General features: G+C 62.0%; 26 protein-coding genes and 1 tRNA gene. 10 read left to right on the forward strand and 17 right to left on the reverse strand.

The genetic code is table 11. From position 1 onward, the window contains the following. Positions 1-23: 23 nt before the first annotated feature. The 6 genes from ACH196_RS33995 to ACH196_RS34020 form a co-directional block, all read right to left on the reverse strand. Positions 24-1,223 (reverse strand): DUF932 domain-containing protein, encoded by a 1,200-nt coding sequence (locus ACH196_RS33995; protein ID WP_396651271.1) that lies wholly within the window; start codon positions 1,221-1,223, stop codon positions 24-26. A 372-nt stretch (positions 1,224-1,595) separates the two neighbouring features. Then, a complete protein-coding gene (locus tag ACH196_RS34000; protein WP_396651272.1) occupies positions 1,596-1,907 on the reverse strand; it encodes a DUF736 domain-containing protein in 312 nt (103 codons plus the stop codon). An 847-nt stretch (positions 1,908-2,754) separates the two neighbouring features. After that, a complete protein-coding gene (locus ACH196_RS34005; protein ID WP_396651273.1) occupies positions 2,755-3,162 on the reverse strand; it encodes a hypothetical protein in 408 nt (135 codons plus the stop codon). A 69-nt stretch (positions 3,163-3,231) separates the two neighbouring features. Continuing rightward, the gene (locus ACH196_RS34010; protein ID WP_396651274.1) at positions 3,232-3,528 is read right to left on the reverse strand and encodes a DUF2958 domain-containing protein; all 297 of its coding nucleotides are present in this window, start codon (positions 3,526-3,528) and stop codon (positions 3,232-3,234) included. Between the two features lie 45 nt (positions 3,529-3,573). Next, the gene (locus tag ACH196_RS34015) at positions 3,574-3,912 is read right to left on the reverse strand and encodes a hypothetical protein (protein ID WP_396651275.1); all 339 of its coding nucleotides are present in this window, start codon (positions 3,910-3,912) and stop codon (positions 3,574-3,576) included. A gap of 120 nt (positions 3,913-4,032) precedes the next feature. Next, positions 4,033-6,216 carry a ParB/RepB/Spo0J family partition protein gene (locus ACH196_RS34020; RefSeq protein WP_396651276.1) on the reverse strand — a complete coding sequence of 728 codons (2,184 nt, stop codon included), beginning with the start codon at positions 6,214-6,216 and terminating at the stop codon, positions 4,033-4,035. A gap of 217 nt (positions 6,217-6,433) precedes the next feature. Between ACH196_RS34020 and ACH196_RS34025 the strand changes: the two genes are divergently transcribed. Then, positions 6,434-6,721, forward strand: coding sequence for a hypothetical protein (locus tag ACH196_RS34025; RefSeq protein WP_396651277.1), 288 nt, complete (start codon positions 6,434-6,436; stop codon positions 6,719-6,721). Positions 6,722-6,876: 155 nt separating this feature from the next. Next, positions 6,877-8,184, forward strand: a complete 1,308-nt coding sequence (locus ACH196_RS34030) for a hypothetical protein (RefSeq protein WP_396651278.1) — start codon at positions 6,877-6,879, stop codon at positions 8,182-8,184. 262 nt (positions 8,185-8,446) lie between these two features. Here ACH196_RS34030 and ACH196_RS34035 read toward each other — a convergent pair whose 3' ends face one another. Beyond that, positions 8,447-8,830: a multiprotein-bridging factor 1 family protein gene (locus ACH196_RS34035; RefSeq protein WP_396651296.1), complete on the reverse strand. Its 384-nt coding sequence runs from the start codon at positions 8,828-8,830 to the stop codon at positions 8,447-8,449. Positions 8,831-8,863: 33 nt separating this feature from the next. Between ACH196_RS34035 and ACH196_RS34040 the strand changes: the two genes are divergently transcribed. Continuing rightward, the gene (locus tag ACH196_RS34040; protein ID WP_396651279.1) at positions 8,864-9,355 is read left to right on the forward strand and encodes an NADAR family protein; all 492 of its coding nucleotides are present in this window, start codon (positions 8,864-8,866) and stop codon (positions 9,353-9,355) included. Positions 9,356-9,368: 13 nt separating this feature from the next. Here the strand turns inward: ACH196_RS34040 and ACH196_RS34045 are convergent, their stop codons facing one another. Genes ACH196_RS34045 through ACH196_RS34065 form a run of 5 tightly spaced genes read right to left on the reverse strand, consistent with a single transcriptional unit; the run spans position 9,369 to position 16,427 of the window. Beyond that, positions 9,369-10,310 carry a PfkB family carbohydrate kinase gene (locus ACH196_RS34045; RefSeq protein WP_396651280.1) on the reverse strand — a complete coding sequence of 314 codons (942 nt, stop codon included), beginning with the start codon at positions 10,308-10,310 and terminating at the stop codon, positions 9,369-9,371. Positions 10,311-10,326: 16 nt separating this feature from the next. After that, complete coding sequence (locus tag ACH196_RS34050; RefSeq protein WP_396651281.1) at positions 10,327-12,267, reverse strand: hypothetical protein; 1,941 nt, start codon at positions 12,265-12,267, stop codon at positions 10,327-10,329. Then, on the reverse strand, positions 12,264-13,304 hold the full coding sequence (locus ACH196_RS34055) for a hypothetical protein (RefSeq protein ID WP_396651282.1): 1,041 nt from the start codon (positions 13,302-13,304) through the stop codon (positions 12,264-12,266). Before ACH196_RS34055 ends, ACH196_RS34050 begins: the two co-directional genes overlap by 4 nt. Positions 13,305-13,353: 49 nt before the next feature. After that, complete coding sequence (locus ACH196_RS34060) at positions 13,354-15,267, reverse strand: hypothetical protein (protein ID WP_396651283.1); 1,914 nt, start codon at positions 15,265-15,267, stop codon at positions 13,354-13,356. Between the two features lie 5 nt (positions 15,268-15,272). Next, positions 15,273-16,427, reverse strand: coding sequence for a hypothetical protein (locus tag ACH196_RS34065; RefSeq protein ID WP_396651284.1), 1,155 nt, complete (start codon positions 16,425-16,427; stop codon positions 15,273-15,275). A 392-nt stretch (positions 16,428-16,819) separates the two neighbouring features. Here ACH196_RS34065 and ACH196_RS34070 point away from each other — a divergent pair, with 392 nt between their 5' ends. The 3 genes from ACH196_RS34070 (at position 16,820) to xerC (ending at position 18,578) form a co-directional block, all read left to right on the forward strand. Beyond that, complete coding sequence (locus ACH196_RS34070) at positions 16,820-17,074, forward strand: hypothetical protein (protein WP_396651285.1); 255 nt, start codon at positions 16,820-16,822, stop codon at positions 17,072-17,074. Between the two features lie 62 nt (positions 17,075-17,136). Further along, positions 17,137-17,388 (forward strand): helix-turn-helix domain-containing protein, encoded by a 252-nt coding sequence (locus ACH196_RS34075; protein WP_396651286.1) that lies wholly within the window; start codon positions 17,137-17,139, stop codon positions 17,386-17,388. Next, on the forward strand, positions 17,388-18,578 hold the full coding sequence (xerC, locus tag ACH196_RS34080; RefSeq protein ID WP_396651287.1) for a tyrosine recombinase XerC: 1,191 nt from the start codon (positions 17,388-17,390) through the stop codon (positions 18,576-18,578). Before ACH196_RS34075 ends, xerC begins: the two co-directional genes overlap by 1 nt. A 107-nt stretch (positions 18,579-18,685) precedes the next feature. Here the strand turns inward: xerC and ACH196_RS34085 are convergent. Next, positions 18,686-18,761 (reverse strand) — tRNA-Ile (locus tag ACH196_RS34085). A gap of 177 nt (positions 18,762-18,938) precedes the next feature. Here ACH196_RS34085 and ACH196_RS34090 point away from each other — a divergent pair. Beyond that, positions 18,939-19,655 (forward strand): SIMPL domain-containing protein, encoded by a 717-nt coding sequence (locus ACH196_RS34090; RefSeq protein WP_396651288.1) that lies wholly within the window; start codon positions 18,939-18,941, stop codon positions 19,653-19,655. Positions 19,656-19,730: 75 nt separating this feature from the next. On the opposite strand, the gene ACH196_RS34095 is transcribed toward ACH196_RS34090, so the two are convergent. The 3 genes from ACH196_RS34095 to ACH196_RS34105 all read right to left on the reverse strand — a co-directional run bounded on the left by ACH196_RS34095 (position 19,731) and on the right by ACH196_RS34105 (position 22,124). Then, positions 19,731-20,174, reverse strand: a complete 444-nt coding sequence (locus ACH196_RS34095; protein ID WP_396651289.1) for a hypothetical protein — start codon at positions 20,172-20,174, stop codon at positions 19,731-19,733. A gap of 186 nt (positions 20,175-20,360) precedes the next feature. Beyond that, positions 20,361-20,807: a YcgN family cysteine cluster protein gene (locus ACH196_RS34100; protein ID WP_396651290.1), complete on the reverse strand. Its 447-nt coding sequence runs from the start codon at positions 20,805-20,807 to the stop codon at positions 20,361-20,363. A gap of 132 nt (positions 20,808-20,939) precedes the next feature. Continuing rightward, the gene (locus tag ACH196_RS34105; RefSeq protein ID WP_396651291.1) at positions 20,940-22,124 is read right to left on the reverse strand and encodes a hypothetical protein; all 1,185 of its coding nucleotides are present in this window, start codon (positions 22,122-22,124) and stop codon (positions 20,940-20,942) included. A 186-nt stretch (positions 22,125-22,310) separates the two neighbouring features. On the opposite strand from ACH196_RS34105, the gene ACH196_RS34110 reads away from it, so the two are divergent. Next, positions 22,311-23,174, forward strand: a complete 864-nt coding sequence (locus ACH196_RS34110; RefSeq protein ID WP_396651292.1) for an OmpA family protein — start codon at positions 22,311-22,313, stop codon at positions 23,172-23,174. 52 nt (positions 23,175-23,226) lie between these two features. Here ACH196_RS34110 and ACH196_RS34115 read toward each other — a convergent pair whose 3' ends face one another. Further along, the gene (locus ACH196_RS34115; protein ID WP_396651293.1) at positions 23,227-24,096 is read right to left on the reverse strand and encodes an SDR family oxidoreductase; all 870 of its coding nucleotides are present in this window, start codon (positions 24,094-24,096) and stop codon (positions 23,227-23,229) included. Positions 24,097-24,225: 129 nt separating this feature from the next. Here ACH196_RS34115 and ACH196_RS34120 point away from each other — a divergent pair, with 129 nt between their 5' ends. After that, positions 24,226-24,621: a lysozyme inhibitor LprI family protein gene (locus ACH196_RS34120; RefSeq protein ID WP_396651294.1), complete on the forward strand. Its 396-nt coding sequence runs from the start codon at positions 24,226-24,228 to the stop codon at positions 24,619-24,621. Positions 24,622-25,234: 613 nt separating this feature from the next. After that, the gene (locus ACH196_RS34125; RefSeq protein WP_396651295.1) at positions 25,235-25,714 is read left to right on the forward strand and encodes a hypothetical protein; all 480 of its coding nucleotides are present in this window, start codon (positions 25,235-25,237) and stop codon (positions 25,712-25,714) included. Positions 25,715-26,119 lie beyond the last annotated feature (405 nt).

Genomic DNA, 26,119 nt, shown 5'->3' on the forward strand with positions numbered 1-26,119 from the left:
AACCGCCCGCGCGGCGTGGGTTTCTAGGCGGCCTTCTCAAGCAAGGCCTTCGCCTTTCCTTCAAGATCGAGCCGGCTGTCCTGATTGGTCTTGTCGCGTGCATGGGCAGTGATCCCCTGCACGAAATCGAAGATGCTGGCGGGCGGATGCCCTTCCTCGGAAAGCACGGTCTCAATGATCTTGCCGGTTTCGGTCTTGGAGAAACCGCGCTTGCGCAGGAAGCTTTCGCGATCGTCGTCCGTGCGGGCAACGATTTTCTCCCGCGCCGCCTTGATGCCGGCGACGAAGGGCGCGGGCGAGGAATTGGCAAAGCTGGTCAGTGCCGGGGCCGCTTCATGGGCGAAACGCTGCGCCGCGAACTTGCTGTGCCGGATGCTGATTTCCTCGAAGCCTTCCACACCCCAAAGGTTGCGGTTCATGCAAACCGCGCGGAAGTAGAACGAGGCAATGCCAAGCGTCTTCGATCCGACTTCGCTGTTCCAGCAGTAGAAGCCGCGAAAGTACAAATCCGGCTCTCCGTTCGGCAGGCGCCCGGCCTCGATAGGGTGCGTGTCGTCCACCAGAAACAGGAACACGTCGCGGTCGCTGGCGTAAAGCGTGGTCGTGTCCTTGGTCACGTCCACGAATGGATTGTGGGTCATGGTCGCCCAATCCAGCACGCCGGGAACCTTCCACATGGTATCGCCCGTGCCGTTTCCAGCGATGCGCATGACGGCGGCGACAAGCTCATGATCCCAGATACGGCCATAATCGGGGCCAGTCACGGCGCGAAGCTCGACACGGCCGTCTTCCGCCTCCAGCGTCTTCACAAGCTCGGCCCTGTGGCTCAAAAGACCGTGCTGCAGGTTGATGCCTGCCAGCGGCGCGGGAAGCTGGCGCATGTAGGATGCGGGCGCGCTAACAAGGCTGCAAAGCTGGCCGAAGCTCCAATGCGTCGGGGCAATCGGCTGCTCCTGTCCGGGGACAATTAGCGAAAGCCTCTCCGCATCCTCCCGGCTCGCCTCCACGCGCACGGCGCGGCTCTCCACGGTGCGGGCCTTGGCGCGATCCGCGCGCGCCTTCACGGCGTCGTAAAGCTCGGTGAGCGACAGATAGCGCTCGTCGTCCGGACGTGAAAACCATTCCGACGAAACGCGGCCGATCCGCTCGCCGCGCGAGATGTCCACCCGGAAACCGCCGGTCGCTGCCTGCTGGCCGTTCTGGCTGGTGCTGATGATGTTCATGATTGTTGCTCCTTTTTCCGTTGCTGCCGGAGGCATGTCCCCGACATGCCTCCCGGGGGCGCGTGAGCGCGCGGGGATGGAGGGGGCAAATGCCGGCGAGCATGGCCGGGCTGCAGGGCGAGCGGAGCGGATGATGATGTTGAGGGGGTCGTGGCGATTGGTCGCTTTGCGAGGCTGCGGCCCTGCCATTGCGCAGGCGGCATTTGCGGGGAGCAAGGGGTAAGACCCCTTGGCTCCCCCAGGATCGGCAAGGCGTCAGCCGCAGCGGATTGGGATAAACCGGAGCGCAGCTCTCCGCATAGAACTCCTGATGCGGTGGCGGGCATGAGCAAGCAAAGCCCCGCTTGCGCGGGGCTCCACCGGTGGCCGGTCTTACTCGGCGATGCGGCGGCGCGACCAGATGAGCGCCAGATCCTCGCCTTCGGCTTCGACCAGGCTCGCGTAGATCGGAGCCGGGAAGGACGGATCGTCGAGCTTGACCGAGAGATAGTCATTGCCCTTGTCGGACCGCTTCTTCCATGCCGCGCCGAACTCGGTGGCGCCGGCGAAGATGCGATAGTCCGGGCCCTTCTCGTTGTCGCCCTCGGCCGGCGCGAACTTCACTGCCTTGACGTTGAGGTTGAGGGTCTTGACCGCGCCGGTGTAGCCGTTGTCGGTGCGGGTGAAAGTGCCGATGGTTGCCATGTCGTAGTTTCCTTCTGCTGATCGGACCGCGCCCATCGCGGCCTCGATGGGGGTCGACAGACCGGGGACGATCGACCCCGCACCCGTAGGGCCGCAACAAAGTGAAGGGCGGGCCGGCGCCGGCCTTTTTTGCTTCGCGATGCAAAGCCGAAGGCGGCGGAAAAAAGCCGGCGACGGACGTTGCGGGAAGGCGATCGAGGCGACGCATTTTCGTCGCCGGTCTTCGGTCAGACCAACCCATTCGAGGCCGCGATGGGCGCGGCTTGGTCAGACAGCAGGAGGAAACCACGATTTGGCGGCCACGATCGGTTGCGTGCTTTCTCCCGCACCGAGAACGGCTACGCCGGCTCAAATGGGTCGAGAGCCCAAAATCCTCATGTCGAGGCGGTGACATGCGTCGTCGTTGCCATTGGCGACACCTGAAAGGCCGGAAATGCGTTCTTCGCCCGAGCCACTGTCTTATGCGAACAGCATGACTGGAGCGGTCCGACAAGGGCAATGACCACCTCCGCACAAGCCTTCACGACAATCCGTCGTTCCTTGCATCGATCAGTCCCTGCGGGCACGGTCGTCACCCAAGACGAGGATATAACGCAATCTCATCTGATACGCCGTCGCGCCGCCGCGCCGCCAGTAGGACCGGCCATCGCGAAGCTTCGCCAAGCGGAGGCGACATGCGAAATGTCCGCCGCCGCCATGTTCTGCGTCAGCGATCGTCACGCGATTGCGCGAAGACCCGCCAGGGGCTTCGGGAGCCGCCGCAGGCGGCGAGTAGAGCGCGGCCCGAAGGGCGACGCCAAGATCATGTTGCTTCGGATATGGAATCCACCTCGCGAACAGGTTCTGATCAACGTGGTGGAGGCGCAGCCAGTTTCGCAAGAGCCGACAGGCCGGTGGCGAGCGCACCAATCACCGAAAAGATCGCCCGCCAGACCGGAGACGGCACCAGCTCGCCAGCCACACCATGCACAAGAGCGTAGCCGGCGACCGTCGCAGGCGCGGCGAAGATGAGCGCAATGGTGATGCGAAGGATCGGCGATCTGGTGGCCGCAAACAGCAACGAGAGAAGGCCGAAGGAGACCGCGCCTGCAGCCAGGCCGACCAGTGCCGCGCCGATGAAGCCTGCACCCGTCTCGTAAGCGAAACGCGCGGCGGCAAGGGCGAGCATGAAGGGCAGCGCGTAGGTCGCGAGCGTGTAGGCGAGCACGCATAGCATGCCCACCAGTATTACGGTCATAACGATTGCGGCGACCATCTCCTGTGTCCGCCGAATGTTTGCGGCTGGTCCGGCGCACCATCGGCATGGTGCGCCGGACCGATGTGTTCAAGTGACGATCATCCCGGCGTGGCGGGCGAGCTTGGCGTAGACGCTCAAGCGATGCTCGGCCTTGAAATAGAGGTCGCGTTCGACCGGCAGGCTAAGCTTGCCGCGAACGTCCTCGATCTCGCTCAGCATGGCATAGCCGGTTTCAGGACTGCCAAGACCAAGGTCCATCAAGCCGAACAGTCTGACGTCAGAGCCTTCGGGATAGGGCTCGGTGATGAGCCACGTCGCCGCCGCGTCGGGCGTGAACAGCTTCACGACGGGGAGCGGATCGAAGCCGTCCTGAACCTCGGCCACGCAGATCGTCCGGGATCAACGGCTCGGCGCGGGGTGGATGGCGGGTCATGGCACCGTCTCCCGCGTTGGCTCGTTGATCCTATGGCGCACCCGGAAGGCGGCGATGGCCCCGGCCTGTCGGGCCAGCTTGCGGGAGAGCGCTTCGATCTCGCAGCGCCGCTTGAAGCGGAGCGCCGCGACGTTCTCCTGAAAAGCGCGCTCGTCGGCGGGCGTCCAGGTACTCGTGGATCGGCCGTATTGCCGGGACTTCACGCGGCCCGTGACGGTCATCCGCTCGGCGCGCGCGGCGACCTGCTTCTCGATGATGGCAAGATGGCGCTCCGTTTCGGCGCGTGATGTCTCCATGCGGGCGAGCATGGCCCGCTGCTCGGTGTAACTTCTCATAACGATGGTTCCTGCTGTCGTGCGGGTCGAGGTCTCCGGCCGCGCTGGCGCGGCCGGAAAAATTCCTCGGCGGTGATCGGGGTCCGGCCGGAGCCGCCGCTGCGGCTCCGGCCGTGGGCTTCACTCTGCGGCGTCGGGGAAAGCTTCGGCTTCCTCCGGCTCGGCTGCGCCGTCCTGCCGGTCGTCAGGGTCAGGCACCGGGCCAGTAGCGTCGCCTTCCGCCGCTGCATCCGGCTCCGCTGACTGCTCCGTCAGCCATGCGGGTTCTGAGGTTCGCAGGATGGCGGGGAGCCAACCAGTTCCGGCGACAAGCTGCTCGGCGGCTTCCGCCATCGGCTGCTTCTTGATGCCGGCGATGCGATCCGCCGCCTCGTCGCTGACGGCTTCCCGCACGGCGGCGAGGATGTGCGCCTTCGTTACGCGGCCGAAGTAGGTCCGCGTCGTCGGCGTCCAGTGTGCCGTCATGTCGAGCGCGAGCGCCGTCGCCAGCCTGTCGGCGGACTGACGCGCGCGAGGCCGATGCTCCCAAGGCAGGCGCACCGCGTTGACGGTCAGGGAGAGGCAATGCGCGAACAGCGCCATCACACTCGCCCGATCCAGCCCGGCGATGAAGCCCCAAAGGTCCGCCACGTCGCGGGGCATATCGGATGCCCATGCCTCATGCCGATCCGACAGCGTCTTCGCCGCAGGCGTGTCCTCGATGCCATCCGCGTGGCTCGCAAGCTGCGGGCTGTTGGGACGGATTTCGAGGACGTGCGCCTCCGCACCGCGATAGAAGGTCTGCGCGGCGAGCGCATGGGTGACGGCGATGAGCGCGATGTCCGGCTGCTCGCCCAGGGCAACGCGTAGGCCGAGCGTTCGGTGCGCGGTCAGGTCGCGGATGAAAAGATCTGACAGCGGCTTGCCGTCTTCCTCCGCTTCCTCGTCCTCGGCGTCAAGTTCGGAAACATGGTCCCCGTCCTCAGGCTCCCCGTCCTCGATGACTTCGCCGTCGCCGTTGACGCGAACGCCGTTGATGACGCTGTCGCCGTCCTCCGCTTCTTCCGGCACCGGCCTCTCGTCCTCGGGCCGGATGAAGCCGCGTTCGATACGCGCTTCGCCATCATGGGACAGGACGACATAGACGCCGCCGCGCGTGATATCGTCGGGATCGTAGGCATGGCGTTTCGCGTCGATGCGCTCGATCTCGGCCTCAAGCTCCGCGAAGCGTTGATCCACATCGGGCGGCAGGTCGTCGTCCGTGCCCGCCCATTCCGCAGTCAGGCGGTCGTATTCGTCCTTGGCTGCGGCATAGGCGGCTTCGTCTTCCTCCGACAGGTCCACCGGCTGCGGGTAAGCGCGGCGCATGCCGTTGCCGTGGGGATAGTCGATATGCACATCCGCCCACTTCCAGCCTTCGGCTTCCTGCACCTGTCGCGCGGTCCACTCCAGCTTCTCGATGACAAGCTGGTCGAGCAGCGCGGCATCCTCATAGAAGCCGCCACGATCCTCCGTGAATAGGTCTCGGATGATCGTGCCGCCTGCCTCGGTATAGGCTTCTGCGCCGACGAAGATGGCGCGGCGGTCAGTGGCGGGAACGTTCGCCTTGGTCACTTCGCGGCGGATGAGCCAAGGCTCCTTGTTGTAGCCGAGGCCTTCATAGACCTGCTCCTGCCTTGCATGGTCCTCGGTGATGGCGAAGGCCATCAACTGGTCCAGCGTCAGGCCGCTGTCGCGATAGACCTGCATCAGCTTCGGGCTAACCGCGCCGAGCCGAAGCCGCTGCTTCACGACATGCGCGGTGACGCCGAAGCGGGCGGCGATTTCCTCTGCTCCCAATCCGCGATTTTCCGCAAGCTCACGAAACGCCTCGAACTGGTCGGCGGGGTGCATGGCCGCACGCGTGACGTTCTCGTCCAGGCTGATCTCAAACGGATCGTTCGCCGTGTCGATGACACAGCGGATCGGTTCGCTCTTCTTGATCTCCTTGCGCTTCACGCGCAGCAACTGCGCCAGCCTGCGGCCTTCGCCGATGGTGACGAAATGGAAGCCGGTCGGCTGACTATCCGCATCAAGCTCCGGCTCCACAACGAGGTTCTGAAACATCCCCTTGGCGGCGATGCTGGCCGCATAGGCCTCGATCTCCGCCTCAGTGTGTGGGGTCTTCCGCGCATTGCGCGGCGACTTCTTCAGCTTGTCGAGCGCAATGAAAACCTCCGTGCCGCTCGCCGGGATCGCTTCCGCGTTTGGACGCGCGCTCGACGTTTCCGTCTGATCCGCCACCAGTAGGGTGGCGGTCTTCGCCTTCTTCGATGTCCTTGCCATTGTCTTGATCCTTTCTCTCGTAAATGCCGGAGGCATGTCCCCGACATGCCTCCCGGGGGCGCGTGAGCGCGCGGCAGAGAGGGGGGCCATTGCCGGCGAGCAGGGCTGGGCTGCGCGCCGAGCGGGGCGGATCGGATCAGGATGGAAGACGACGACCATTCGCCGCCCTGCGAGCGGGCGGCCCCGCCCTGGCGCAGGCGGCGATGGCGGGGGAGAGATGGCTAAGACCATCTTTCCCCCATCGTTGGGACACGCGGGCTGTAATCTCGAACTGGTTATGGAGCCCGTGCGCTACAAGCTGATGTCGCAGGAAGAGCGAAGCCAGTGGCTATTCGAGACATCCAATGCCGGCATTCTCGAAGAGATGTGTGAGGCCGGATATTTTGATGACAGGCGGCTCGAGGATGAGGTCGCGTACGTCCTCCACCATTGGAATTTCGAGAAGCTCTCCGATGACCAAGGTCGGCTCAACGAAGAACGCATCTACCTCCTCATGCGTATCTAGACCTTTGAACGGCATAGTTTCGATGAGGAATATCGGAAGCGCCGGGCCGAATGGGCGCGCGCTTTACCAGATAGTCGCCAGATAGATCTGTTGGCGGCTTGATCGCGAATGTATACCTCACCGGCAATTAGGTTTGAATACCGAAGGGATTTCTTATGGCAGTGCTTGATCGCTGGCGTCACCTCCTCAACACACCCAAAACACTTATGTGCAAGAAGATGGAACTGCGTGCCCGCGACTTTGAGGCACCGATCGTCGTGGGTGCCGGGGAGTTCGAGATCGTCGACCACACGACGTTTCGTTACACGCTCCGCGGCCGCCCAGTTGATGCCGCTTACACGTTCCGCCAGCTCAAGCGTCAGCAAGATAATCCCTATGACGGGCTCATGCGGTTTCGGCTCGTGTTCTGGGATGAGGACGAGATCGAATATGCGGGAGGCTGGACTGTTCCCAATGTGGAGCCCGGCAGCGAGGATGATTGGGTTTTCTCAGGCAGAACGGATAGTGGTCCATGGCTCCACGGACCTTGTAATGCATCTGAGACCAACAGAACCGAACTCATCTTTTCGATTCCGCGGGGAAGTGTGGTCGCGCTTATTCTGTCCCGTTTCGTACGCACACTGCGTACAGGTAGGGAATCTCTGTCGGAATACGCGCTGCACACTTTAGGGTCAGAAATTACGTTTCACTACGATTCCGCTGTGGGGCTGCTGTCTGTTACCGTCCCGGCGTCTGAGCAATTGCCGCTGACATACACGGAGAATTGGATTGGTGAACCGTTGCGGATTTTGTTTGGCCAATTGATATACCCGCGTCTCGTTGCTCGAAATCTTCCCGATGGATTCTCTCATATCAGCTTACGACCGGTACCGGATTTCTCAGAATCAACCGGATGGCTGACGCTGTGGTCAGGGGACAATGCGCTATCCGATCAGACCGGGTTCTGGACGTTGTATCATCAACTTCTTTCGTACGTTGCGCTGAGCCGGGATAGTGAGCGCAATCTGAATTTTGACAGGAACAAACTCACCAGGCTGTATGAAGAGGTGATTCAGGCGGCAGATGGATCTCGTTGGGTTTGGGCTTTGACTGTGGCGAGCAGCGTCGAAGCCATTACCCGCATGATGACCGCTCCGAAGGCGCTTCGATCCGGCGTCGATATGGATGCCATCGACGCGCTTGCTTGTCATATTGGTGCTTGGAAAGGCGACGAAAACTTGAAGTCCGCCGCAATCGGTGCCGTGAAACGCCAAGCGCAGATGACAGCCAAGCGTTCTCTTGTCGCCCTAAGAGAGCGCGGGATAGTCACCTCCGGACAACTCGCAGCGTGGGAAGCGCTGCGAAACTCCGTCATGCATGGCAGCCTTGTCTCGCCATACTCAACAGAGACCGAAGACGGCCAGATCTTGGCGCTTGCCGGGCTTATGCACGCATTGACCAGAGAGCTGGTTAAGGTGAGGTAGACAGGCGATTGAAATAGGCGGCATTCATTGGCAGCTAGGACACCAAGAGTGTGTTCCGGCACTACGCCACTTGCCTCGCTTCTCAGTCTTGATATTCACGCCAACGTCGCGGCGAAGCGCAGTCCTATATGCGCTAGTGGCCGAAGGCCATGCGAGGCGGTCCAAGCGATCAATCATGCCCTGGGGAATGAACGCGGGCGGGAACAATTGACGTAACGATCACCTCTCGCCGACTGCCCTCCGACACAGAACGTTCCGCAGTTTACTGGGTCGAGGGAGTCCTTCGCGCGTCATCCTTGTCGTGCAAATCCGCAATGGCATCTAGCACTCGTCTGATCGCCGCGGCTCCCTCAGGCGTCTCGTCCCAGATGCGGCGAAGACTTGCATGGGCCTTCGCCCATTCAGTATCCATGTCCTCCTCTTCCTCGAGGCGAGGAACCTTGACCTTCAGGACTTTGCATATCTCCACGACATTGCTACTAAATGTCTTGAAATCGCCTGCACAAATTCTGCTCACTTGACTGGCATGCACCCGGGCCATCTTGGCCAAATCTGCACAGCTCAGATTCCTTTTCGTGCGAGCGCGCGAAATTCGCTCCTGGAGATCGCTTATTTGCTTGCTACTTGGCTTCATGCAAATTAGCATGAGATATCGGTGAAAAATTTGCAAGGAGGTTCAATGCACGAGATTCGCTTCTACCGCGCAAGTGAGAAGCCCTATGGCGCGTTCAGTAACCTCTATCGGCGAAATGTCGTCTTCGAAGGCGAGGTATTCGCGACCAGCGAGCATGCGTATCAGGCGGGTAAGGCTCGAAAGCCAGCCGTGCGCAAATGGCTCATGGAGGCGCCGTCGCCTGCGCTCCTCGCCATGGCAGCTCACGGCCTTTACTACTGGGACGTCGCTCCGGGCTGGTCGACGACGAAGTTTGATCGCATGCGGGCGATCCTTCGGGCGAAGTTTACCCAGCATCTTGACCTGCAGGAACTTCTTCTATCCACAGGCGATGCCAAGCTTATTGAGAGCGCTACTGTCGACAACGAGGTCAATCGGCTGTGGGGCGAGGTCAACGGCGTCGGAAGAAACATGTTGGGCGTGCTGTTGATGGAGATTCGCACAGAACTCCGCGCCGGTGCCGATGAAGGCGAGGCTTGTTTGGTTGCCGCCGAATGATCGGTGTCGAGATCTAGAACCTCGCAGCGCGAGCGTTCAGGACCTCACGGACGTAACTTGCGCCCCGCTTCTTGAAGAGCCCGCGGGCGCCTGCATAAGCGCAGTTTTCGGCGGCAAGGCGTTGACCCGCCACCACGCCTTCAAGCAGATCTGTCGCCTTCAGGCAGGCGGCCTCGAATTGCTTGGTAAGCATCCAGTCGATCACGCCAACGCTCACCATGTCGCCAGACCCGCACGTGTCCAGGACCGTCGGGGCGTCAATGGCTTCGCACCAGATCGTTTCGCCACGATCGCATACCTCCAAGCCGGCTGCGCCGTACGTAACTATGCGAACGCAGTCGGTCAGAATATCCGCGAGACGTTTTCCCAATCGATCCTCGGAGTATTTGAGGATGGTGGCGAGCCTCAAAGCCTCCTCGAAGAGTTCGCTGTCCTCGAAGGCCGACGGCTCGAAGAATATGACAGCGCCTGCCGCCTCCGCTGCTCTCATGGCTTCCAAGATGTTGTCCGATAGACGATCGGCGTAGAAGACGCTGCAATGCGTCAGCATCGGCAGCGCGACCTCGAGTTCCTTCTCGCTGATAGGCTGATATCGCGGAAGGTCCTCACGTGTTTCCGGGCAAACGAAGCTGAAGTCGTGTCGGCCCGACGCGGTATCCAGTTCCTGTGCCAAGACAGGAGATCTAAGGTCAGCGTGGCGAGTGATATAGCGAGTGGTTGCACCGGCCTGAGTAAACTCGTCAACCAGACGATGCCCGGTGTCGTCGTCGCCGAGCGCAAGGACCGGCGCGACATGACGATGCAACATCGCCAGCGAGACTAGCACGTTTCCGCAGGACCCACCCAGCGTCTCATCAGCGAGGTCGCCATCGGCGTAGACACGGTCAAGGACCGCGAAACCGGTCCCAGCAACATCGACACGACTGTGACGGCAGCTTGAGTCTTGCATGTTCATATTCTGTGCTCACTTCTCATCGCCTGTCGAGCCCGAGTGATGCGACATCGAAGCGAATCCTGCCATTTTCTGACGGTATCAAGGCTCGGAGGATCTTGAGTAGCGCGTCAGGGCCAACCGGGCCTGCACCGAACAGAGACCAGCACCCGTTCGCCGCTCCGCAAACGTCACCGACGCTGATTCCGAACCGATGAGAGAGAAGCGCGTAATCGTTGCCTGGGCGTGATCCACTATCCCCGAAGCAGAGCACCTCTGCCCATGCCGGCAGTTGAGACCGCAGCGCCTCGACGACGACCAACTTGCTGGAGGTCGTCGGGATGATGTCGTAGCTATGGCCCGATCCACTGACACGGACTCGGCCGGCGACGAAGGGCGGGCAGCTCTCCATATCGACCGGAAACCGATAGGGATGACAGAGCCGGTCCATGTCGACTGTAATTTGCACCGCGCGGTGCTTGAATTCATGGCGAACGAAGAGCTCCTCGCGTTGGCGCAGCCAGTCTGCGGTCTCCGTAATTGCCGGGTCAGCCGGCGGTTGGTCGTGGTCGATGTCAACCTCAGCAGTCCGGAGATACCCACCGTTGTAGTAGCCGATCAGGATTGAGGGCAGCATTTCGTCGGGAAGCACCTTTCGAAGGTCTTCGCCAGCCGACCCACCGCGCCCTGTCGCAAATCCGATTGCGAGACCTGCGCGGTGAAGGCGCACCAACTCGTCGACTATCGCTTGATCGGGAACCGACCAGCGCCCGGCAGTCGTGACGATGGTGCCATCGTAATCGAAAACTGCACCGCCGATCTCGGCTTGGGCCAAGGCCTCCACGCGATTGCGTCCGATCATGTCCAGAGGATCGTCCGCCGGATTGTGGGCATCCGACCTCGCGATCGCCGCGCGCTTATGGCGGACGTTCCCCGGCATAGCGTTGGCGAGGTCAGCTAGAGATCTGTCTTCATAGACTGATCGCCCAAAATCACCGATGCCCGGTTTGCCGGGATCGATTCCAAGGACCACTCCCAGGGCCTCGATTAGGCCCAGGCCGTCAACCAGCGATAATACGTTGTCGAGGCGACCACATGAGCCGAAATCGAGGGTCAGGCGGTGGAGCGACGTCGGAAGCAGAGTTTCCATCGAGGTCCATGTCGTCCGAGAATCGATACCGGTTAACGCGACGATCAGCGTTTCGTCCATGCGATGGTGGAGCCAAGCATGGCGACCGTGAGCAAGATTCCGGAAGTCTGCGGTTTGGACATGACACAGAGATGACTCCCAAATCGATGTGTCGAACAACACCATAGTCGGCCGGAGAAGGGGATCGCCCGCGACCACGACTGTGTCCGTGCGCCGCAGGTGCGATATGGCGGTGGCGCGTGACGTTCTCGTAGCGGGGTCGCGCATAGCAGTCAGACGTGAGGCCAACGCATCCAAGAGGTATTCCGTTCCGCGAGGATCGCGCGAGGCCCCGTCACACGCGAGGAGGAAGCTGACGACGAACGACAGGAGGGAGTGGGTGGCGAGGTAGCCGTCCTTCGCCGAAGCGACCGGCACAATATGGACTCGTCCACCTCCTTTTTCGACAATGCCAGTGGCGATCCCACCTGGGTTGCGCGTGACCAAATGGACACTAAGGGCCCTGCGATCAATCGCCGCACGGGCAGCGGCGACTGCGTCTGGATTGTCACCACCGGCACTGAACAGCCAAACCTCGCTCTCGGTCAGATCATGCTGATCGAGGACCGCCTGCATCGGAGTCTGCACGGTTGTGGGGCCGAGACCGAGTGTATCTCGACAGCGCGCCAGATACTCGGCCGCGATCGCGGACCCGCCAGATCCAATCGCGAGCGCATGCCGTCGAGTTCCAGCTGACAAGGCAACGGCAAGCGGACCCGCGTCATAGACGCGAAATAGCTCAAGTGTCGCAGGTAGCGCATCCAGTTTTCCGCTGAAGACCGGCGTGGTCATGTCGGTCCTGCCGCTTCGTCGTAGCTTGCATAGAGAGGACCGGAAAGGATCAGGTGGACGGTCATGTCCGACAGATCGGCCGCCGTCGGCTCGGGTCGGAATAGGTAGCTCTCGGTTTCGAGGTATTGCACCGCCATGTCGTGCTCAATGGCCGCCATCAGGGCTCCAGCAGCAAGCACCTTGCTGCCCACGGGTGAGAGAACCATGCGCGGCTCGTAGGTCCCCTTCATGGTGCGATCGAGTCGTGTCTTTAGGGTCGACAGGGTCCGGTAGCAGTCAAGCGGGTTTCGCTCGGAGGCGTAGACGACATCCCGAGGATCCACCTCCCACTCGTCGACCAGGGCACTCCTGTATTCGGAAAGCAGGTCGTCGGCGCGGCGCGGATCGCGCGCCGGGAATGGCAGGAGTGGGCATATCTTGTACCAGCGCCCGATTGCGGCGCCGATTTGGGTGAGCGCCAACGTGCGTCCTTGTGCGAGTTGGGGGATCCAGACCTGAGCCAACCCTTGGCCCTCGGCCTCACCTGGCGGAGCGAAGCCCTTGACTGATCCAGCGCGGCTGGATGGCACGCTCGAGATCTTGTCGTCCGTCTCGGGATTGGAGACGATCATGAGATGGAATGCGCGGCTAGTGGTCGCCTCGCAATCTTGGAGCAGCATCTTTGCGGCGGGGAAGCCGATTCCAATTGACAGGGCGCTGAGGTCAAGGATCACGTCCGTCACGTCATCCGCGACTGAATACTGCCCGAGCAGCGAAGCGACTCGCGAGCCGCCGACCGGCGCTCCGTCGTCGGCGAATACATCGACTCTGAAGACAGTGCAGTCCGGGACAATTATCTTAAGGGCGGCTTCGTTCTGGTCGGCCTGTTCGGTCAACGCCTCCGAAGCTCCCGGCCTTTCTTCCCTGATGAAGATGGCCGACAGCCGGTCGCCGAGGGTGTCAGCCAGCATCTGGGAGACGCGACGTGAGCGGGGATCAAACCCTGCTGCCGCGACAAGAAGGACGCGGCGCGACACATCTGCGAAATAGTCTGCCACGAAACCGTCGACCGCGTCGTCAAAATTGGCAATGCAGTTTTCCCAGTGTCTACGCATTCGCCAACCCTGTGACCCTGCGGAGATAGTCGATCTTCTTCGGCAGGAAGCCGCCGCGGTTGAAGGTCAGTCCATATACCAATCCCACTGTGCCGCTGAGCTCGATGAGTGCCCAGAGCTTGCTGCCCTGACCGTAGTTGCGCTCGATGGTGATCGCGCTGTTGGCAATCGCATACTTCAGGACCGAGCCAAGCTCGTCGTCGAAGGACAACGCCTCCATTTCATCCTCAGCGATCGCGATTGCGTTGGCCCCGGCGCCAAGCGGCGCATTGGGAAGAAGCGATTCTGCTCGGCAATCGTGACCGATCGCGTCCACCATGTCGCGCACGCGCTGAGCGTAGGGGAACGCCCAGCCGTCCATGATCGACTTCGCCTTATCAATGAGGATCGACTGCTGATCCCGGGCTGGCAGGGCCAAGGGATTGTTGCGAATCGCCCGGGTTTCGATGTTGGCGACGAGGGCGCCGGCAAATTGTAAAAAGACCTCAGCATTTTCGTTGCTTGCGTCGCAGATGTCATCCACGCCGTAGTGGAGTGGTCGGCCGTATTCGTGATGCAGATGTAGGCGTGCGCCGTGTGCGACGTCCGCGTCGGCTTTCAGTGGCGTCTTCGGATCGGGGTCGATCTCCTCGAAAAGCGAGGGCGTTGAGCGAGCTATACGGACCGAGTAGCGGTGCAGCAGGATGCGCTTCATCGCCAGTGCGACCTCGGGCCCGCCGTCGTAGGATTTCGTGCGGCTGATAAAGGTGTCAACGATGTCATCGATCTCCTTGCGCCGCGTGGGTCCGATCATCAACTTGCTTTGGTCCTTGGCGACGCGACCCTCAAGCTCCTTGACTTGGCCGGCACTCAGCTTTGGGGGTTCGTTAGGCACAAGGCGGTCGATGTCGGTCGCGTTGCGATTGCGCAGGCCCTCGACCATCGGCAGGTAGCGCTTGGCCATGTCGCGAGCCATGGTGCGGAACTGGCGACGCGAAGCGTCTTTTTTTTCATCGCCCTGCATGCGGATATCGACGAAGTCACGTCCGGTCGCGCGGTTGTGCGTTGGCTGACTGGCAGGTGAGCGCATCACGGCGCCAGGGCTGAACGCGTCGAGCCGCATCATCATCCAGCGGCCAAACTTCATCTCTCTGTGAGAGAGCATACCGAACATGGCCTCGAGTTGGTCATGATGTAGGGCGTGCACGTCATCGAGCATGACGAGTGGGCTCATCTCGATGGTCTCGCCGTTCCACTCGATACGAATTCGGCTGATGGTGTCGAACGGCGCGTATGGAGCCGTGGCATCGATTGGAAGGTCCTCGAGCTTTGGCGCCCTCAGGCCTGCACCAACTGCGTAGATGGCGCGCTGGACGGCGAGGGCCCGGTCCCGGATGCCAACCGCGGATAAGCCTCCGATTTGTTCCAGATGGGCCTCGTAGTTGGCCCGCGGGATGAACTCGATAGCGTCAATGGTCCGTGTCCTGTTTGCGGTGAGATTGCGGATGAGGCCGAGCATCGCACGCGCCTGCACGAGCCAGAAAGCCAGCTTTGTCTTGACGTGGGGGTCATAAGGCAGTTCCCAGAACTCCCGGTATTCGGACTCCATCGGCACGCGTACGGCCGCCACGCTTGGCTTGCCGTCCTTCAGGAAGCCGGCCTGGGCGAGCGCGTCGGCGAGTGTACGATTGGTGGCGTTCGTCTCGTCTTTGAGAATTGTCTCCACCATCCTGAACTCGGCCAGCGTCGCGAGCATCGTCTTGCCGCTGCCTGGAGCGCCGATAATTCTGACAGGCACCTCGAACATGTCGTCTTTATTCCGGCTTGTCGCGAGGAAGGTGGTGAGCGGCGCGGGGCTGACAATGGAGAGGAAAGACTCATCATCCCGAACATATTCGGTCGCGCGGCGGAGAAACGGATTGGCCATCGGGATCAGCCGTGCCTGTCGCGGCGGAAATAGAGGGAATGCATCTGCGGTCCAAGCTTGCCTTGAGTCTCCGCCCACAGGAGGGGAATGGCGTTGTTCGGGGTGTTATGTTCGAGGATGAGCGGCAGCGCACAATCCGCATAGCCATATTTCATATCGGTTTGTCCTGCCTCCTTGCAGTGTTTTTCAAGACGAACATAGAGGTCGTGATCATAGTAGCGCCCGCATAGATCCACGATGGGGCCGTCGGTATCGTAGGTCGGCGTCGCAACCCTGGTTGCCTTGTCGATCGTGGCGACCTTCAGGTCGCTCGGCAGCAACATGCCCTCGGTGATCAGCGACCGTCCGAAGCTCTTGTTTTCAAGCTTTTCGTTCGCCTCGGCGATCCGCTCGACGAGGGCATCGTGCGCCTGCCTGGTCGATATATAGTGGTGGATGTGAATGGTATAATTATCAGCCAACGGGAAGTCGTTTTTGAGGCGTCCCTTGGCCTCTTGAACGATCTTCTCGAATTTAGAAAGTTTCCCCTTCGGCTTTCCTTCCGGAAAGCGAATGAAGGTTGTGCCAGAAGCTGTAAAATCGTCGATGAGATAAACGTCTTCGAAACGGGCATCCTTACCAAGCTCTTCCTTCAGATCGCCAGCCAGGCTCTTCCACTTGTCGTCGTCCACGTTCATCATCGGGACAACTTGCTCCTGCGACAGACGTCCGGCGTTGGCCCGCCGCAGCACATCAATCCGGCTGCCGTCGCTGAGTCCGACGAACAAGCAACGGCGCAGGCGCTTCCTGAAGCCCGCCGCGGCGTTCGCAGTCTTCCACACTTCATATGGCTTGATGCCGAGCTCTTCGCCGACGGAGCGGCGCAGGTAGGGTGTCACAGTCTCCGGAATGAACGTTTCGATGACACGCTGCATCTCCAGCGTCGAGATGTAGACGAGCCGCGTCTTGACGAACTGGTAAGCCGCGGCACGGTCCGCCTCGGCGAAATGACGTAGCCATGAGACGAGGCTTTCGAGGAAGCGGGCTCCAGCACGGAAGTCGGAATAGCCGTCATATTTCATCGACGACATAAGGCGCAGCCCCGCATACTCTTCGGTGGCGACCTCATTCTCCCATTTCATCACGTCAGCCAGGAGGTTCAGTGCAAGCGTATTGATCATCGCATGATCTTTCGAGATTCGGTCGTGATTCTTGCGACATTCTCACATTTTAGGAGTGGGAGGTGCTATTCGCGAATCAGCTTCACCTGTCCTGATCCCCTGACATCTCACCGATCGGACAACCGATCGCTCTCTTTCATTGCCTTCCGTGCACCGCATCAATTCACGATCGTGCGTTCTAGACCCCTCCAATTTTCACGTCGTTGTTTCCCATCGCGGTGGCGCCTCTTAGGCTGCCCTTTGCTTCGGGGGATCGGTCCCTATGGTTGGTCAAGTACCCATCGTCCGACCGGAAGCTGCGGAATGCACGATATCGCCATGCGGAATTTGACTATTGCTCTAGCGTCGCAGAGCAGGGTTGCCAGGCGTGGTGCTGGTTCGGGGCTGAAGCGATGAACACCGACGCCGTTTCGTATCCGCCACGGGGGCTCTCCCGTGTGGAAGCTGCGCGCTATGTCGGTGTTGGAACGACCTTGTTTGATGAAATGGTCGCGGATCAACGTATGCCGAGGCCAAAGCTCATAAACAACCGGACAGTTTGGGATCGCGTTACCCTTGACATCGCGTTTTCTGCGTTGCCCGACAAAGACAATGGTTTGCGAGAGCTTTTGGAGCGGAGCCAACAAAAACGTGATAGGAAAGGCTGAATACGCTGCTTGCGTATACGCTGTCAGCGTACTAAATTGCCATATCGTCGGGTGAGGATGGCGTGAACGACAGGGAAAAGCTCGCACAAGAAGTGAAAGCCTGGCGGGCCAAAGGAGGGTTCCCTGCAGACGCCGCGGCCAAGGTGCTGGGAATACCGAAGCGAACGTTCGAAGGCATAGAGCAAGGCAGAGGCTTTCCCTATCCGGTGCTCTTGCGTGTTGCGATGGAGAGCAAGACCCTTCCATTTCAGGCGATGCTTGATGACTCTACGCGCGTCGAGGAGCGGCCGCGGAAGCCTCGAAGGAGGATCTAATGGCCAGGCCATTCAAGGATGCCCGCTACCCTGGTGTTTCTTCGCGCCTCAAGAACGGCAAGCTCGTCTATCGCTATCGCGCCAAGGGCATGCCCGAAATCCGGCTTCCCAGCAAGCCCGGAGAGCCAGACTTCGAGACCGCTTATGAAGAGGCTACGCAGGGCCGAGCCAAGAACGCAGTTATCATTGATCTTCCTGGTCGAGCCCTGCCCAAGACCTTCGGTCATGCTGCGCGTCGCCTGGAAACGACGATGGAATGGCTGGACTTCGATGAAGCGACCCAGCAGAAGAATGCACGGCTGATTGAACGCTTCCTTGAGATGCAGGTCGATCCTGCCTACCCACTGACGTGGCGCGATACCCCGGTAGAACACCTCGACGCGGATCGGCTTCGCGCCATCGTCGAAGGCATCTTTCGGACGAACCGCACGGTGGCCAAGCACATGTTGGTCGCGATCAAGAAGCTTTTGTGGGTCGCGACCGACATTGAGAAATGGATCAAGCCGCAGAATGACCCCTCGTTATCCATCCGAGTGCGTGTTCCCAAATCGACAAAGAACCCGGCCTGGCCAATCGCGATCCGTGAGAAATTCGAGGAGCGACATGCGATCGGCACAGCCGCGCGTACCTGCTATGCGCTCGGCTTCTGGCTCGGCAACCGGCGCGGCGATGTCGCGGCACTGGAATGGGACGATCTGGTCACCGAGGAGATCGAGTTGTTCGACGGTTCGCTGGTGTTAATTGAAGCCTTCGACTTTCGCCAAAAGAAGAACCGCAATCGCCATGGCGGGAGGGAGATGTTCATTCCGGTCGTGGACAAGCTGGCGGCAGCCTTGGAACCACTTGACCGCTCGAAAGGCGGCACCGTTTTGAAGAATGCTTATGGTAGGTCATTCTCTGAAAAGAGCCTGACCGGCATGATGCAGCACTGGACCCGGCAGGCGAAAATTCCCGATGGCTACACGCTCCATGGGCTGCGCCGCACATTCGGCACCTATCTCGCTGAATGCAACATCCAGGCGCGCGCCATTATGGAGGCGATGGGGCATTCCTCAATGTCCGTGACAGACGACTATGTCCGTGAGGCCAATAAGAAGCGGATAGCGGTCGATATCGCTCGTGTCATCAACGAGCGCGAGGCCAAACGCGATGCGATGAAGCGACGAGCCACCCTGCGTGTCGTCAAGTAAGCAGACTCAACCCAGAACGAAACGGGGCTACGACTTTTCCAAGGGCCCATAACGGGCCCAGAACGTTTTGGGCCGAGGCCAATTTTTATTAACGAAATCAAGTGTTTTGGTGGGCCCGGAGGGACTCGAACCCCCAACCAAGCGGTTATGAGCCGCCGGCTCTAACCATTGAGCTACAGGCCCCACTCGGGCTGGATAATCGGTTCCGCGCCGCCGCACAAGCCTTCCCGTGCCTGAGCTTCAGCCAACGGCAACTGGCAGGCGAGCCGCCGCAATCAACCCACAATCCGTGCTTACCTCCGCCAAGGTCGACAGGAAAACAATATCAGGGTCGACATGGCAACAACCACGGAGAATTTCATGATGCCCCGCCTTTTGCCGCTGGCGCTCGCTGCTTCCATTCTCGCGCCGGTGCCGGCCGCGCTTGCCCAGCAGGTACCGCCACCGCGCATCGTCGTCATCGGCGAGGGCGAGAGCGCGATTGCGCCGGACATGGCGCTTCTGTCACTGACCGTGATGCGCGAGGCCAAGACCGCGCGCGAGGCGCTCGACGCCGCCAATGCCGCCATGGCCGCCGTGATCGCCGCCATGAAATCCTCCGACGTCGCCAGCCGCGACCTGCAGACCGGCGGCCTGCAGATCAATCCGCGCTATAACTACGTGAACAAGCCAGACGGGACGCAGGAAGGCGAACTCGTCGCCTACCAGGTCAGCAACACGCTGTCGCTGCGCGTGCGCGACCTGGAAAAGACCGGCGAGATCATCGACAAGGCCGTGACGCTCGGCGTCAACCAGGGCGGTGGAGTGACTTTCGCCAACGAGGATCCGTCGAAGGCCCTGACCGATGCGCGCAAGAGCGCGGTCAAGGACGCCATGGACAAGGCGCGCACGCTGGCCGAAGCCGCCGGCGTCAACCTCGGCAAGGTCCTGGAGATCACCGACCAGACCTACGCCGCGCCGCCGATGCCGATCACCGCGAAAGCCTTCGACCGCGCGGGAGCTGCCGAGGCCGTGCCGATCGAGGCCGGCGAGAATTCCTACAAGGCGCAGGTCACGATGACCTTCGAGCTGAAGTAAGAATTGCCGGCAAGAGGCGCGAAGGCCCGGGCGAGCACTCTCCCGGGCCTTCGGATTCATGCTTCCATCAGGCGCTCAGCGGATGATCGGGCAGCCCGGGACCCGCGCGAAGGTCAGCACGATGCGGTCGCCGTAGCGACGGCCCGCGACGTCGATCGTGCGACGGCCGACGTCAACGATGCGCGCCCGGCGCAGGCCCAGCCGCTCGGCCTTGTCCAGCGCCCGGTTTGGCGTGCATTCGCGGCCGCGATTCCAGCCGCTGTGGCGCCAGCCGTCGCGCTCCCAGCGATCCCGATCCCACCGATCCTGATCCCGGCGGTCATGGTTCCACCGGTCGCGGTCCCAGCGATGCCAGACGTTGCGCGGGCCTTCGTCGCCGGAATAGACGCCGACGCGCGTGTCGGCCTTGCTGCCGAAATTGAGGTAGAGCCCGTCGGCCTGCGCGGTTGCGGCCATGCCCGTCAACGTTGTCAGGCCGACAAGGGCCGAAAGAGCTACGGTTCTAATCATCTTCAACATTATCTTCTCCTTGCGATTTTCCGATCCGTTCGCCGAAGCGATGGACGGGAAAATCGCATGCCGATGCTGAACGGCCGCGGAACCGGCCGTTCAGGCAGCGTTCAGCCGGCAGGCACATCCATTGCGCCCGAAGCGAGAGAACAGATGCCGATTGAGTCGACAGCGACTGAGCAGATCGGAGCCGATTTATGGTTCCGTTTCGACAACGTGGTCGAAATAGTCGTCGTCTTCGGACAGGTCGTCATCGAAGGCGGTTATACGCCCGCGTATCGAAATACCGGCCTCATGCACCGTCTCGCGGCTGCCGCTGACCAGATAGTGCCACCAATAGAGATCGTGGCCTTCGGCGACCAGCCGGTAGGCGCAGGTCGAAGGGAGCCAGTCGATCGTACGCACGGTGGACGGCGTCAGCCGCACGCAGTCGGGAACGATGGCCTTGCGGTTGTCGTAATCCTTGCAGCGGCAGGTTCCCGCATCGAGCAGCCGGCAGGCGACGGTGGTCCAGTAGATTTCGCCGCTATCCTCGTCCTCGAGCTTGGACAGGCAGCATTTGCCGCAGCCGTCGCACAGCGACTCCCACTGCTCGGGCGTCATCGCCTCGAGCGTCAGGCGCTTCCAGAAAGGGGTTTCCATGCGGCGGCATTTGGGCCGGAGCAGCGCTTTCGTCAAGCGTTCGGTGATGCAGCCGCGTTCAGCGGGGGTTCATTTGACGGATGCTACCCGGCTTTTGACAAGATTCCCTGCGAGGGTGCGTGGGAACGATGATCACCCGAAAGTGTTTTCCCTATGAGGGGATCGATTGGAGGTTTGCTTATGAAAATCCACACAACCATGCTGGCCGGCACGGCGCTGGCACTGTGCATTGTTGGAACGTCTGCCTTGGCGGGAACAGTACGTCCTGAAACAGCTTCGATTCGGTATGAGGACCGGGCCGGCATGCTGATGTTGGCGCAGGCTGAGGATCAAGGCGCCGTGGAGCCTCAGGAGGAGCTTCGGCGCAAGAAGCGCCGTGCTGAGGAGCCTGCCGCTCGGGAACCGGCGGGAGCAGAAGAGCAGCCGCGCAAGAAGCGTCGCGCCGAGGCGGAACGGCCTGCGCGGGCTGAAGCTGCCGCAGGAGAGGAACAGCCTCGCAAGAAACGCCGCGCTGAAGCACGGGCTGAGGAGCCTGCCGCTCGGGAGCCGGTGCGAGCGGAAGAGCCGCCGCGCAACAAGAAGCGGCGCGAAGCGGAACGGCGCGCCCAGGCTGATGCTGCGGCGCAAGAGGAACAGCCTCGTAAAAAACGTCGCGCTGAAGCACGGGCTGAGCAGTCTGCCGCACAGGAGCCAGCGCGAGCGGAAGAGCAGCCGCGCAAGAAGCGTCGCGCCGATGCGGAACGGCGTGCCCAGGCTGACGCGCCCGCAGCGGAAGAGCCGGCTCGCGCCGAGGAACAGCCGCGAAAGAAACGTCGGACCGATGCCGAGCAGCCTGACCAGGCCGAGACGCCCGCGGCGGACGAACCAGCGCGCGCCGAGGAGCAGCCGCGAAAGAAACGCCGGACCGATGCCGAGCAGCCTGACCAGGCCGAGACGCCCGCGGCGGACGAACCAGCGCGCGCCGAGGAGCAGCCGCGAAAGAAACGCCGGACCGATGCCGAGCAGCCCGCACAGGCCGAGACGCCGTCGGCGGACGAACCGGCACGCGCCGAGGAGCAGCCGCGTAAGAAGCGCCGCTCGGACGCCGAGCAGCCTGCTCAGGCCGAGACGCCATCGGCGGACGAACCGGCACGCGTCGAGGAGCAACCGCGCAAGAGGCGCGGTTCTGACGCCGAGCAGCCTGCTCAGGCTGAAACTGAACGGCCAGCCACGGCCGAACCGTCCGATGAGACCGTTCGGGCCGACGAGCAGAGGCGGAAAAAGAACCGCAGGCCCCGCGATGGCGGCAAGGCGCCGATCCTCGACAGCGCCAAGCAAGAGCCGGCCGAAGCGGAGCGGCCGAGGCGGACCGAAGCCGCGGCACCGCCGCCGGCCGACGATCGGGCGGCGCAGGCCGAAAGGATCGACCGCAGGAAGCTCGCGAGGGCCGACAGCGAAAAGGGCCAGCGCATCGACCGGGAAAAGGCACGCGAACGCCGCCGCGAACGGCCGGAGGGTTCCGACGTGCTGCGGGAGATCGGCGACCGGGTCGTCATCCAGCTCGGCGACCAGATCATGGTCGAGGACAGGGATCGCGGCCGCCGCATCCGCCGCGACGCCCGCGACGTCTATTACGAGGAACTGCCGCGCGGCCGACAGCGCGAGATCGTCGAGCGCCGCGATGGCACCCGCATAGTGACCATCCGCGACAGCTACGGCGACGTCATCCGCCGCTCGAGGTTTGAGCCGGACGGCAACGAGATCATCCTCGCCTATGTCGATGAGGATGCGTTCGAGCGGGACGAGCGCGACGGGTACTGGTACGACCCGGGCCGCGACCTGCCGCCGCTGGTGCTGGCCATCCCGGCGGAGGAATACATCCTCGACGCCGAGCAAGCACCCGACCCGGAGACCTACTACGAGTTCCTCGACCAGCCGCCGGTGGAAAAGATCCAGCGCTACTATTCGGTCGACGAGGTGAAGCGCTCGGCGCGTATCCGCGATACGGTTCGGCGTGTCGATCTCGACACCATCAACTTCGAGTTCGGCTCGGCCGAGATCGCCGAGGGCGAGGTGGAGCGGCTGGACAGTGTTGCCAAGGCGATGGAGAAACTGCTGAAGCAGAACCCCGCCGAGACCTTCCTCATCGAGGGCCACACCGACGCGGTCGGCTCCGACGTCGCCAACCTGGCGCTGTCGGACCGGCGCGCCGAGGCGGTCGCACAGGCGCTGACCGACGTCTTCGAGATCCCGCCGGAGAATCTTGAGACGCAGGGATATGGCGAGGAATATCTGAAGGTAAATGTCGACGGGCCGGAGCGCGAGAACCGCCGCGTTTCCATCCGCCGGATCACGCCGCTGGTGGCGCCGGTGGCGTCCGCGGAGTAAGTCCCCGCCCGTCCCGGCATCCGGCCGGGGCGGGCAAATATTTCGGCGCCAGTCATCCGAAGGTCCGCGCCACCTTCGTCGGCACCCGCGCAAACACCTCGTCGGGCACGAAGAAGTCGCCCGCGAGTTTGCCGGCCGCACCCGGCGCATATTTCTCGAAATCAGTCACGCCCTCGGCGCGCAAAACCTCCTCGTCTATGAAAAAATTGCCCGTCGTCTCGCGCGACGGCCGGTTGAGGATCGCATGAGCCGCATCGGCCATGATCTCCGGCGAACGGCTGATCGAGGCCACCGCCTCGCCGCCGAGCAGGTTGCGCACGGCGGCCGTGTCGATCGCCGTCAGCGGCCACAGCGAATTGACCGCAATGCCGGCCGACGCGAACTCCGCGCTCATCCCCAGCGTGCACATCGACATGCCGAATTTTGCCATCGTGTAGGCGACATGGCCCTTGAACCATTTTTCTTTCATGTCGAGCGGCGGCGCCAGATTCAAAATGTGAGGATTTTGCGCCAACTTCAGATGCGGGATGCACATTTTTGAGACGAGAAAAGTGCCGCGCGTGTTGATCTGGTGCATCAGGTCGAAACGCTTCATGTCGGTCTCCAGCGTGCCGGTGAGCTGGATGGCGCTGGCATTGTTGACGCAGATGTCGATGCCGCCGAATTTCTCCACCGTCCTCGCCACCGCCTCGGCGACCTGACCTTCGTCGCGGATGTCGCAGAGCACGGCGAGCCCCCTGCCCCCGGCGGCCTCGATCTCGGCGGCGGCGGTGTGGATGGTGCCCGGCAGTTTCGGATGCGGCGTGTCGGTTTTTGCGGCGATGGTGACGTTGGCGCCGTCGCGCGCCGCGCGCAGCGCGATGGCGAGGCCAATGCCGCGCGACCCGCCGGAAATGAACAGCGTCTTGCCCTTCAGCGACATTCTTTTCTCCTCCTTGCGCCGCATGCCGGCTTCCGTTGTGGCGGCGAAACGCCTTTGCGGCAAGAGGCGAAGGGGGTTGCGCTGGGGAAGCGGCTCGGGCCACAGTGGTTGCACAACCGGAGATTTGCCATGCGCCTTGCCTTCGCCGCCCTCGCCCTGCTGTTCTCGGCGCCCGCATGGGCCGACGACTGCCAGAACGCCCAGAGCCAGATCCAACTGGACGACTGCGCCGCCAAGGCGCTTTCCGACGCCGACAAGAAGCTGAACGAAGCCTATCAGAAGATCGAGAAGCGGCTGGCCGGCGATCCCGACACCAAAAAACTGCTGGTGACGGCACAGCGCGCCTGGGTCGCCTTCCGCGATGCCGAATGCACGTTCCAGTCTTCGGGCGTTGCCGGCGGCAGCATCTATCCGATGACTTTTTCGAACTGCCAGGCGGCACTCACCAACGCGCGGCTGCAGGACTTTCAGACCTATCTCTCCTGCCAGGAAGGCGACGATAGCTGCCCGGTGCCAGCGCAATGAGGAAGCTGTACCCTGCATGCAACCTTCCTCCTTACCACGCTGCGGAAAACCGCCCTGGCCATTGAAAGTTGGAAAGACGGGCGGCCGCAGGGTCGCTCATCTAGTTATGTGTGCGACCTCGCGGCCGCCCATCCGGCGACTTTTGGCCTCGTCCCGTTCCGCTTCGCCTTGCTCCGGCTCCGGCACTTTTGTGCCTCGGCTGGCCCGGTCTTAAGCACTCGTCCAGTGCGCCCCGACCGTAGTGTCGGGGGAGGAACCTTCGGACGCGGCCTCCCCGGCCATGCCGCTTCGTCGGCTGCATGACGGAGGCGCCGGTTCCTCCCCGCTTGACGAACGACTCCGGAAGCGTTCCCGGCGGGAGAAACTGCCGGGCATTATGCGCCCGGTTTTGGCAAGGGGGATGAGAATCGCAAAGAAAGCGATTCCGTGCCCCTGCGGTCTTACCGCCTTCGAGGCCAAGCATCGGAAACTGCTTGCTTTTTAATTTGCGAAAAACCGCAAGCGCAAAAAATTTTTCGCAAAACCATCCCCCCTTTTTTAGGTCTCGGCGACGCCATGAAGCGGCGGCAAACATCGCCGTTTCGGGCGGGTCGCGAACGCGCTATCGTGACCTATGCCACTGGCCTTGCTTGTCCTTGCCGCGACATTGGCGCTGCCGGTCCTGTCGACTGATGATCCGGCCGTGCTCGTCTGCGAGATGATGGTGAAGGCCAGCCTGCGCGCGCCGAAAAGTTTTGTGCGCGCGGCGGAGCCCGTCATCGACGAGACCACCGTGACGCTCGCCTTCACCGCGTTCGACGCCCACAACCGGACCGTCCGGCAGACGCGGACCTGCCGGTTCAAACTGGCCGGCGACGGGCGTTTCCACCTGGAGCCGTTCCGCCGCGACGATCTCGAAGCGCGGCTCGACGCCGCCAAGGCAAAACTTCGGAAAGCCGCGCCCGGCAACGACATGATGCTCGCCCGCTCGCAAATCCTCGACATCGGCCGCGAGATGTATGTGAACCACGACCGCATGCGCAAAGCCGAGCGGCAGGCGGCGCGAGCCGGCCTCTATCCGATCGCGCCGGGCCTGACGAGGCTCGGGCAATGACACGCCATCGTTTGCTGCCCGGCCGCAGGGAAATCGCATATGACAAACGGCAAGGATTTTGTCGTCCTGTACCCCCACCCCTAACCCCTCCCCACAAGGGGGATGGGGACTTTGCGGCCGCCATGCCATGCAACACCATCGACGATTGGCGCCAAGCGGAAATGCAGCAGAATCCCCCTCCCCCTTGTCTATCGCGTTCACACATCTCGGCGTGTCAAAGGCGAACGAAACTTTGGTCGATTGCCTTGACCGCCTCTGGCTTCCGCACCGTCGAGGCATGGATTCCCGACACTCTCCGCTCGCTTCGCTCGCTCACGAGGTCGGGAATGACGACATCACCAATGTCTCCAGCCAATCGCCAACGTTTGAGACTAGCGCAAACAGCCCATGACTGTCGTCATTCCC

This window comes from Mesorhizobium sp. IMUNJ 23232 (assembly GCF_044326205.1).
Taxonomy (GTDB): Bacteria; Pseudomonadota; Alphaproteobacteria; order Rhizobiales; family Rhizobiaceae; genus Kumtagia.

Bases quoted from the DNA above. Each gene is read 5' to 3' on its own strand.
- ACH196_RS34015 (WP_396651275.1), bottom strand. From the start codon at position 3,912: ATGAGAAGTTACACCGAGCAGCGGGCCATGCTCGCCCGCATGGAGACA.
- ACH196_RS34090 (WP_396651288.1), top strand. From the start codon at position 18,939: ATGATGCCCCGCCTTTTGCCGCTGGCGCTCGCTGCTTCCATTCTCGCG.
- ACH196_RS34035 (WP_396651296.1), bottom strand. From the start codon at position 8,830: ATGCTAATTTGCATGAAGCCAAGTAGCAAGCAAATAAGCGATCTCCAG.
- ACH196_RS34000 (WP_396651272.1), bottom strand. From the start codon at position 1,907: ATGGCAACCATCGGCACTTTCACCCGCACCGACAACGGCTACACCGGC.
- ACH196_RS34070 (WP_396651285.1), top strand. From the start codon at position 16,820: ATGAACACCGACGCCGTTTCGTATCCGCCACGGGGGCTCTCCCGTGTG.
- ACH196_RS33995 (WP_396651271.1), bottom strand. From the start codon at position 1,223: ATGAACATCATCAGCACCAGCCAGAACGGCCAGCAGGCAGCGACCGGC.
- xerC (WP_396651287.1), top strand. From the start codon at position 17,388: ATGGCCAGGCCATTCAAGGATGCCCGCTACCCTGGTGTTTCTTCGCGC.
- ACH196_RS34025 (WP_396651277.1), top strand. From the start codon at position 6,434: ATGGCTAAGACCATCTTTCCCCCATCGTTGGGACACGCGGGCTGTAAT.
- ACH196_RS34005 (WP_396651273.1), bottom strand. From the start codon at position 3,162: ATGGTCGCCGCAATCGTTATGACCGTAATACTGGTGGGCATGCTATGC.
- ACH196_RS34120 (WP_396651294.1), top strand. From the start codon at position 24,226: ATGCGCCTTGCCTTCGCCGCCCTCGCCCTGCTGTTCTCGGCGCCCGCA.
- ACH196_RS34115 (WP_396651293.1), bottom strand. From the start codon at position 24,096: ATGTCGCTGAAGGGCAAGACGCTGTTCATTTCCGGCGGGTCGCGCGGC.
- ACH196_RS34045 (WP_396651280.1), bottom strand. From the start codon at position 10,310: ATGAACATGCAAGACTCAAGCTGCCGTCACAGTCGTGTCGATGTTGCT.
- ACH196_RS34030 (WP_396651278.1), top strand. From the start codon at position 6,877: ATGGCAGTGCTTGATCGCTGGCGTCACCTCCTCAACACACCCAAAACA.
- ACH196_RS34125 (WP_396651295.1), top strand. From the start codon at position 25,235: ATGCCACTGGCCTTGCTTGTCCTTGCCGCGACATTGGCGCTGCCGGTC.
- ACH196_RS34040 (WP_396651279.1), top strand. From the start codon at position 8,864: ATGCACGAGATTCGCTTCTACCGCGCAAGTGAGAAGCCCTATGGCGCG.
- ACH196_RS34095 (WP_396651289.1), bottom strand. From the start codon at position 20,174: ATGTTGAAGATGATTAGAACCGTAGCTCTTTCGGCCCTTGTCGGCCTG.
- ACH196_RS34020 (WP_396651276.1), bottom strand. From the start codon at position 6,216: ATGGCAAGGACATCGAAGAAGGCGAAGACCGCCACCCTACTGGTGGCG.
- ACH196_RS34065 (WP_396651284.1), bottom strand. From the start codon at position 16,427: ATGATCAATACGCTTGCACTGAACCTCCTGGCTGACGTGATGAAATGG.
- ACH196_RS34100 (WP_396651290.1), bottom strand. From the start codon at position 20,807: ATGGAAACCCCTTTCTGGAAGCGCCTGACGCTCGAGGCGATGACGCCC.
- ACH196_RS34060 (WP_396651283.1), bottom strand. From the start codon at position 15,267: ATGGCCAATCCGTTTCTCCGCCGCGCGACCGAATATGTTCGGGATGAT.
- ACH196_RS34050 (WP_396651281.1), bottom strand. From the start codon at position 12,267: ATGACCACGCCGGTCTTCAGCGGAAAACTGGATGCGCTACCTGCGACA.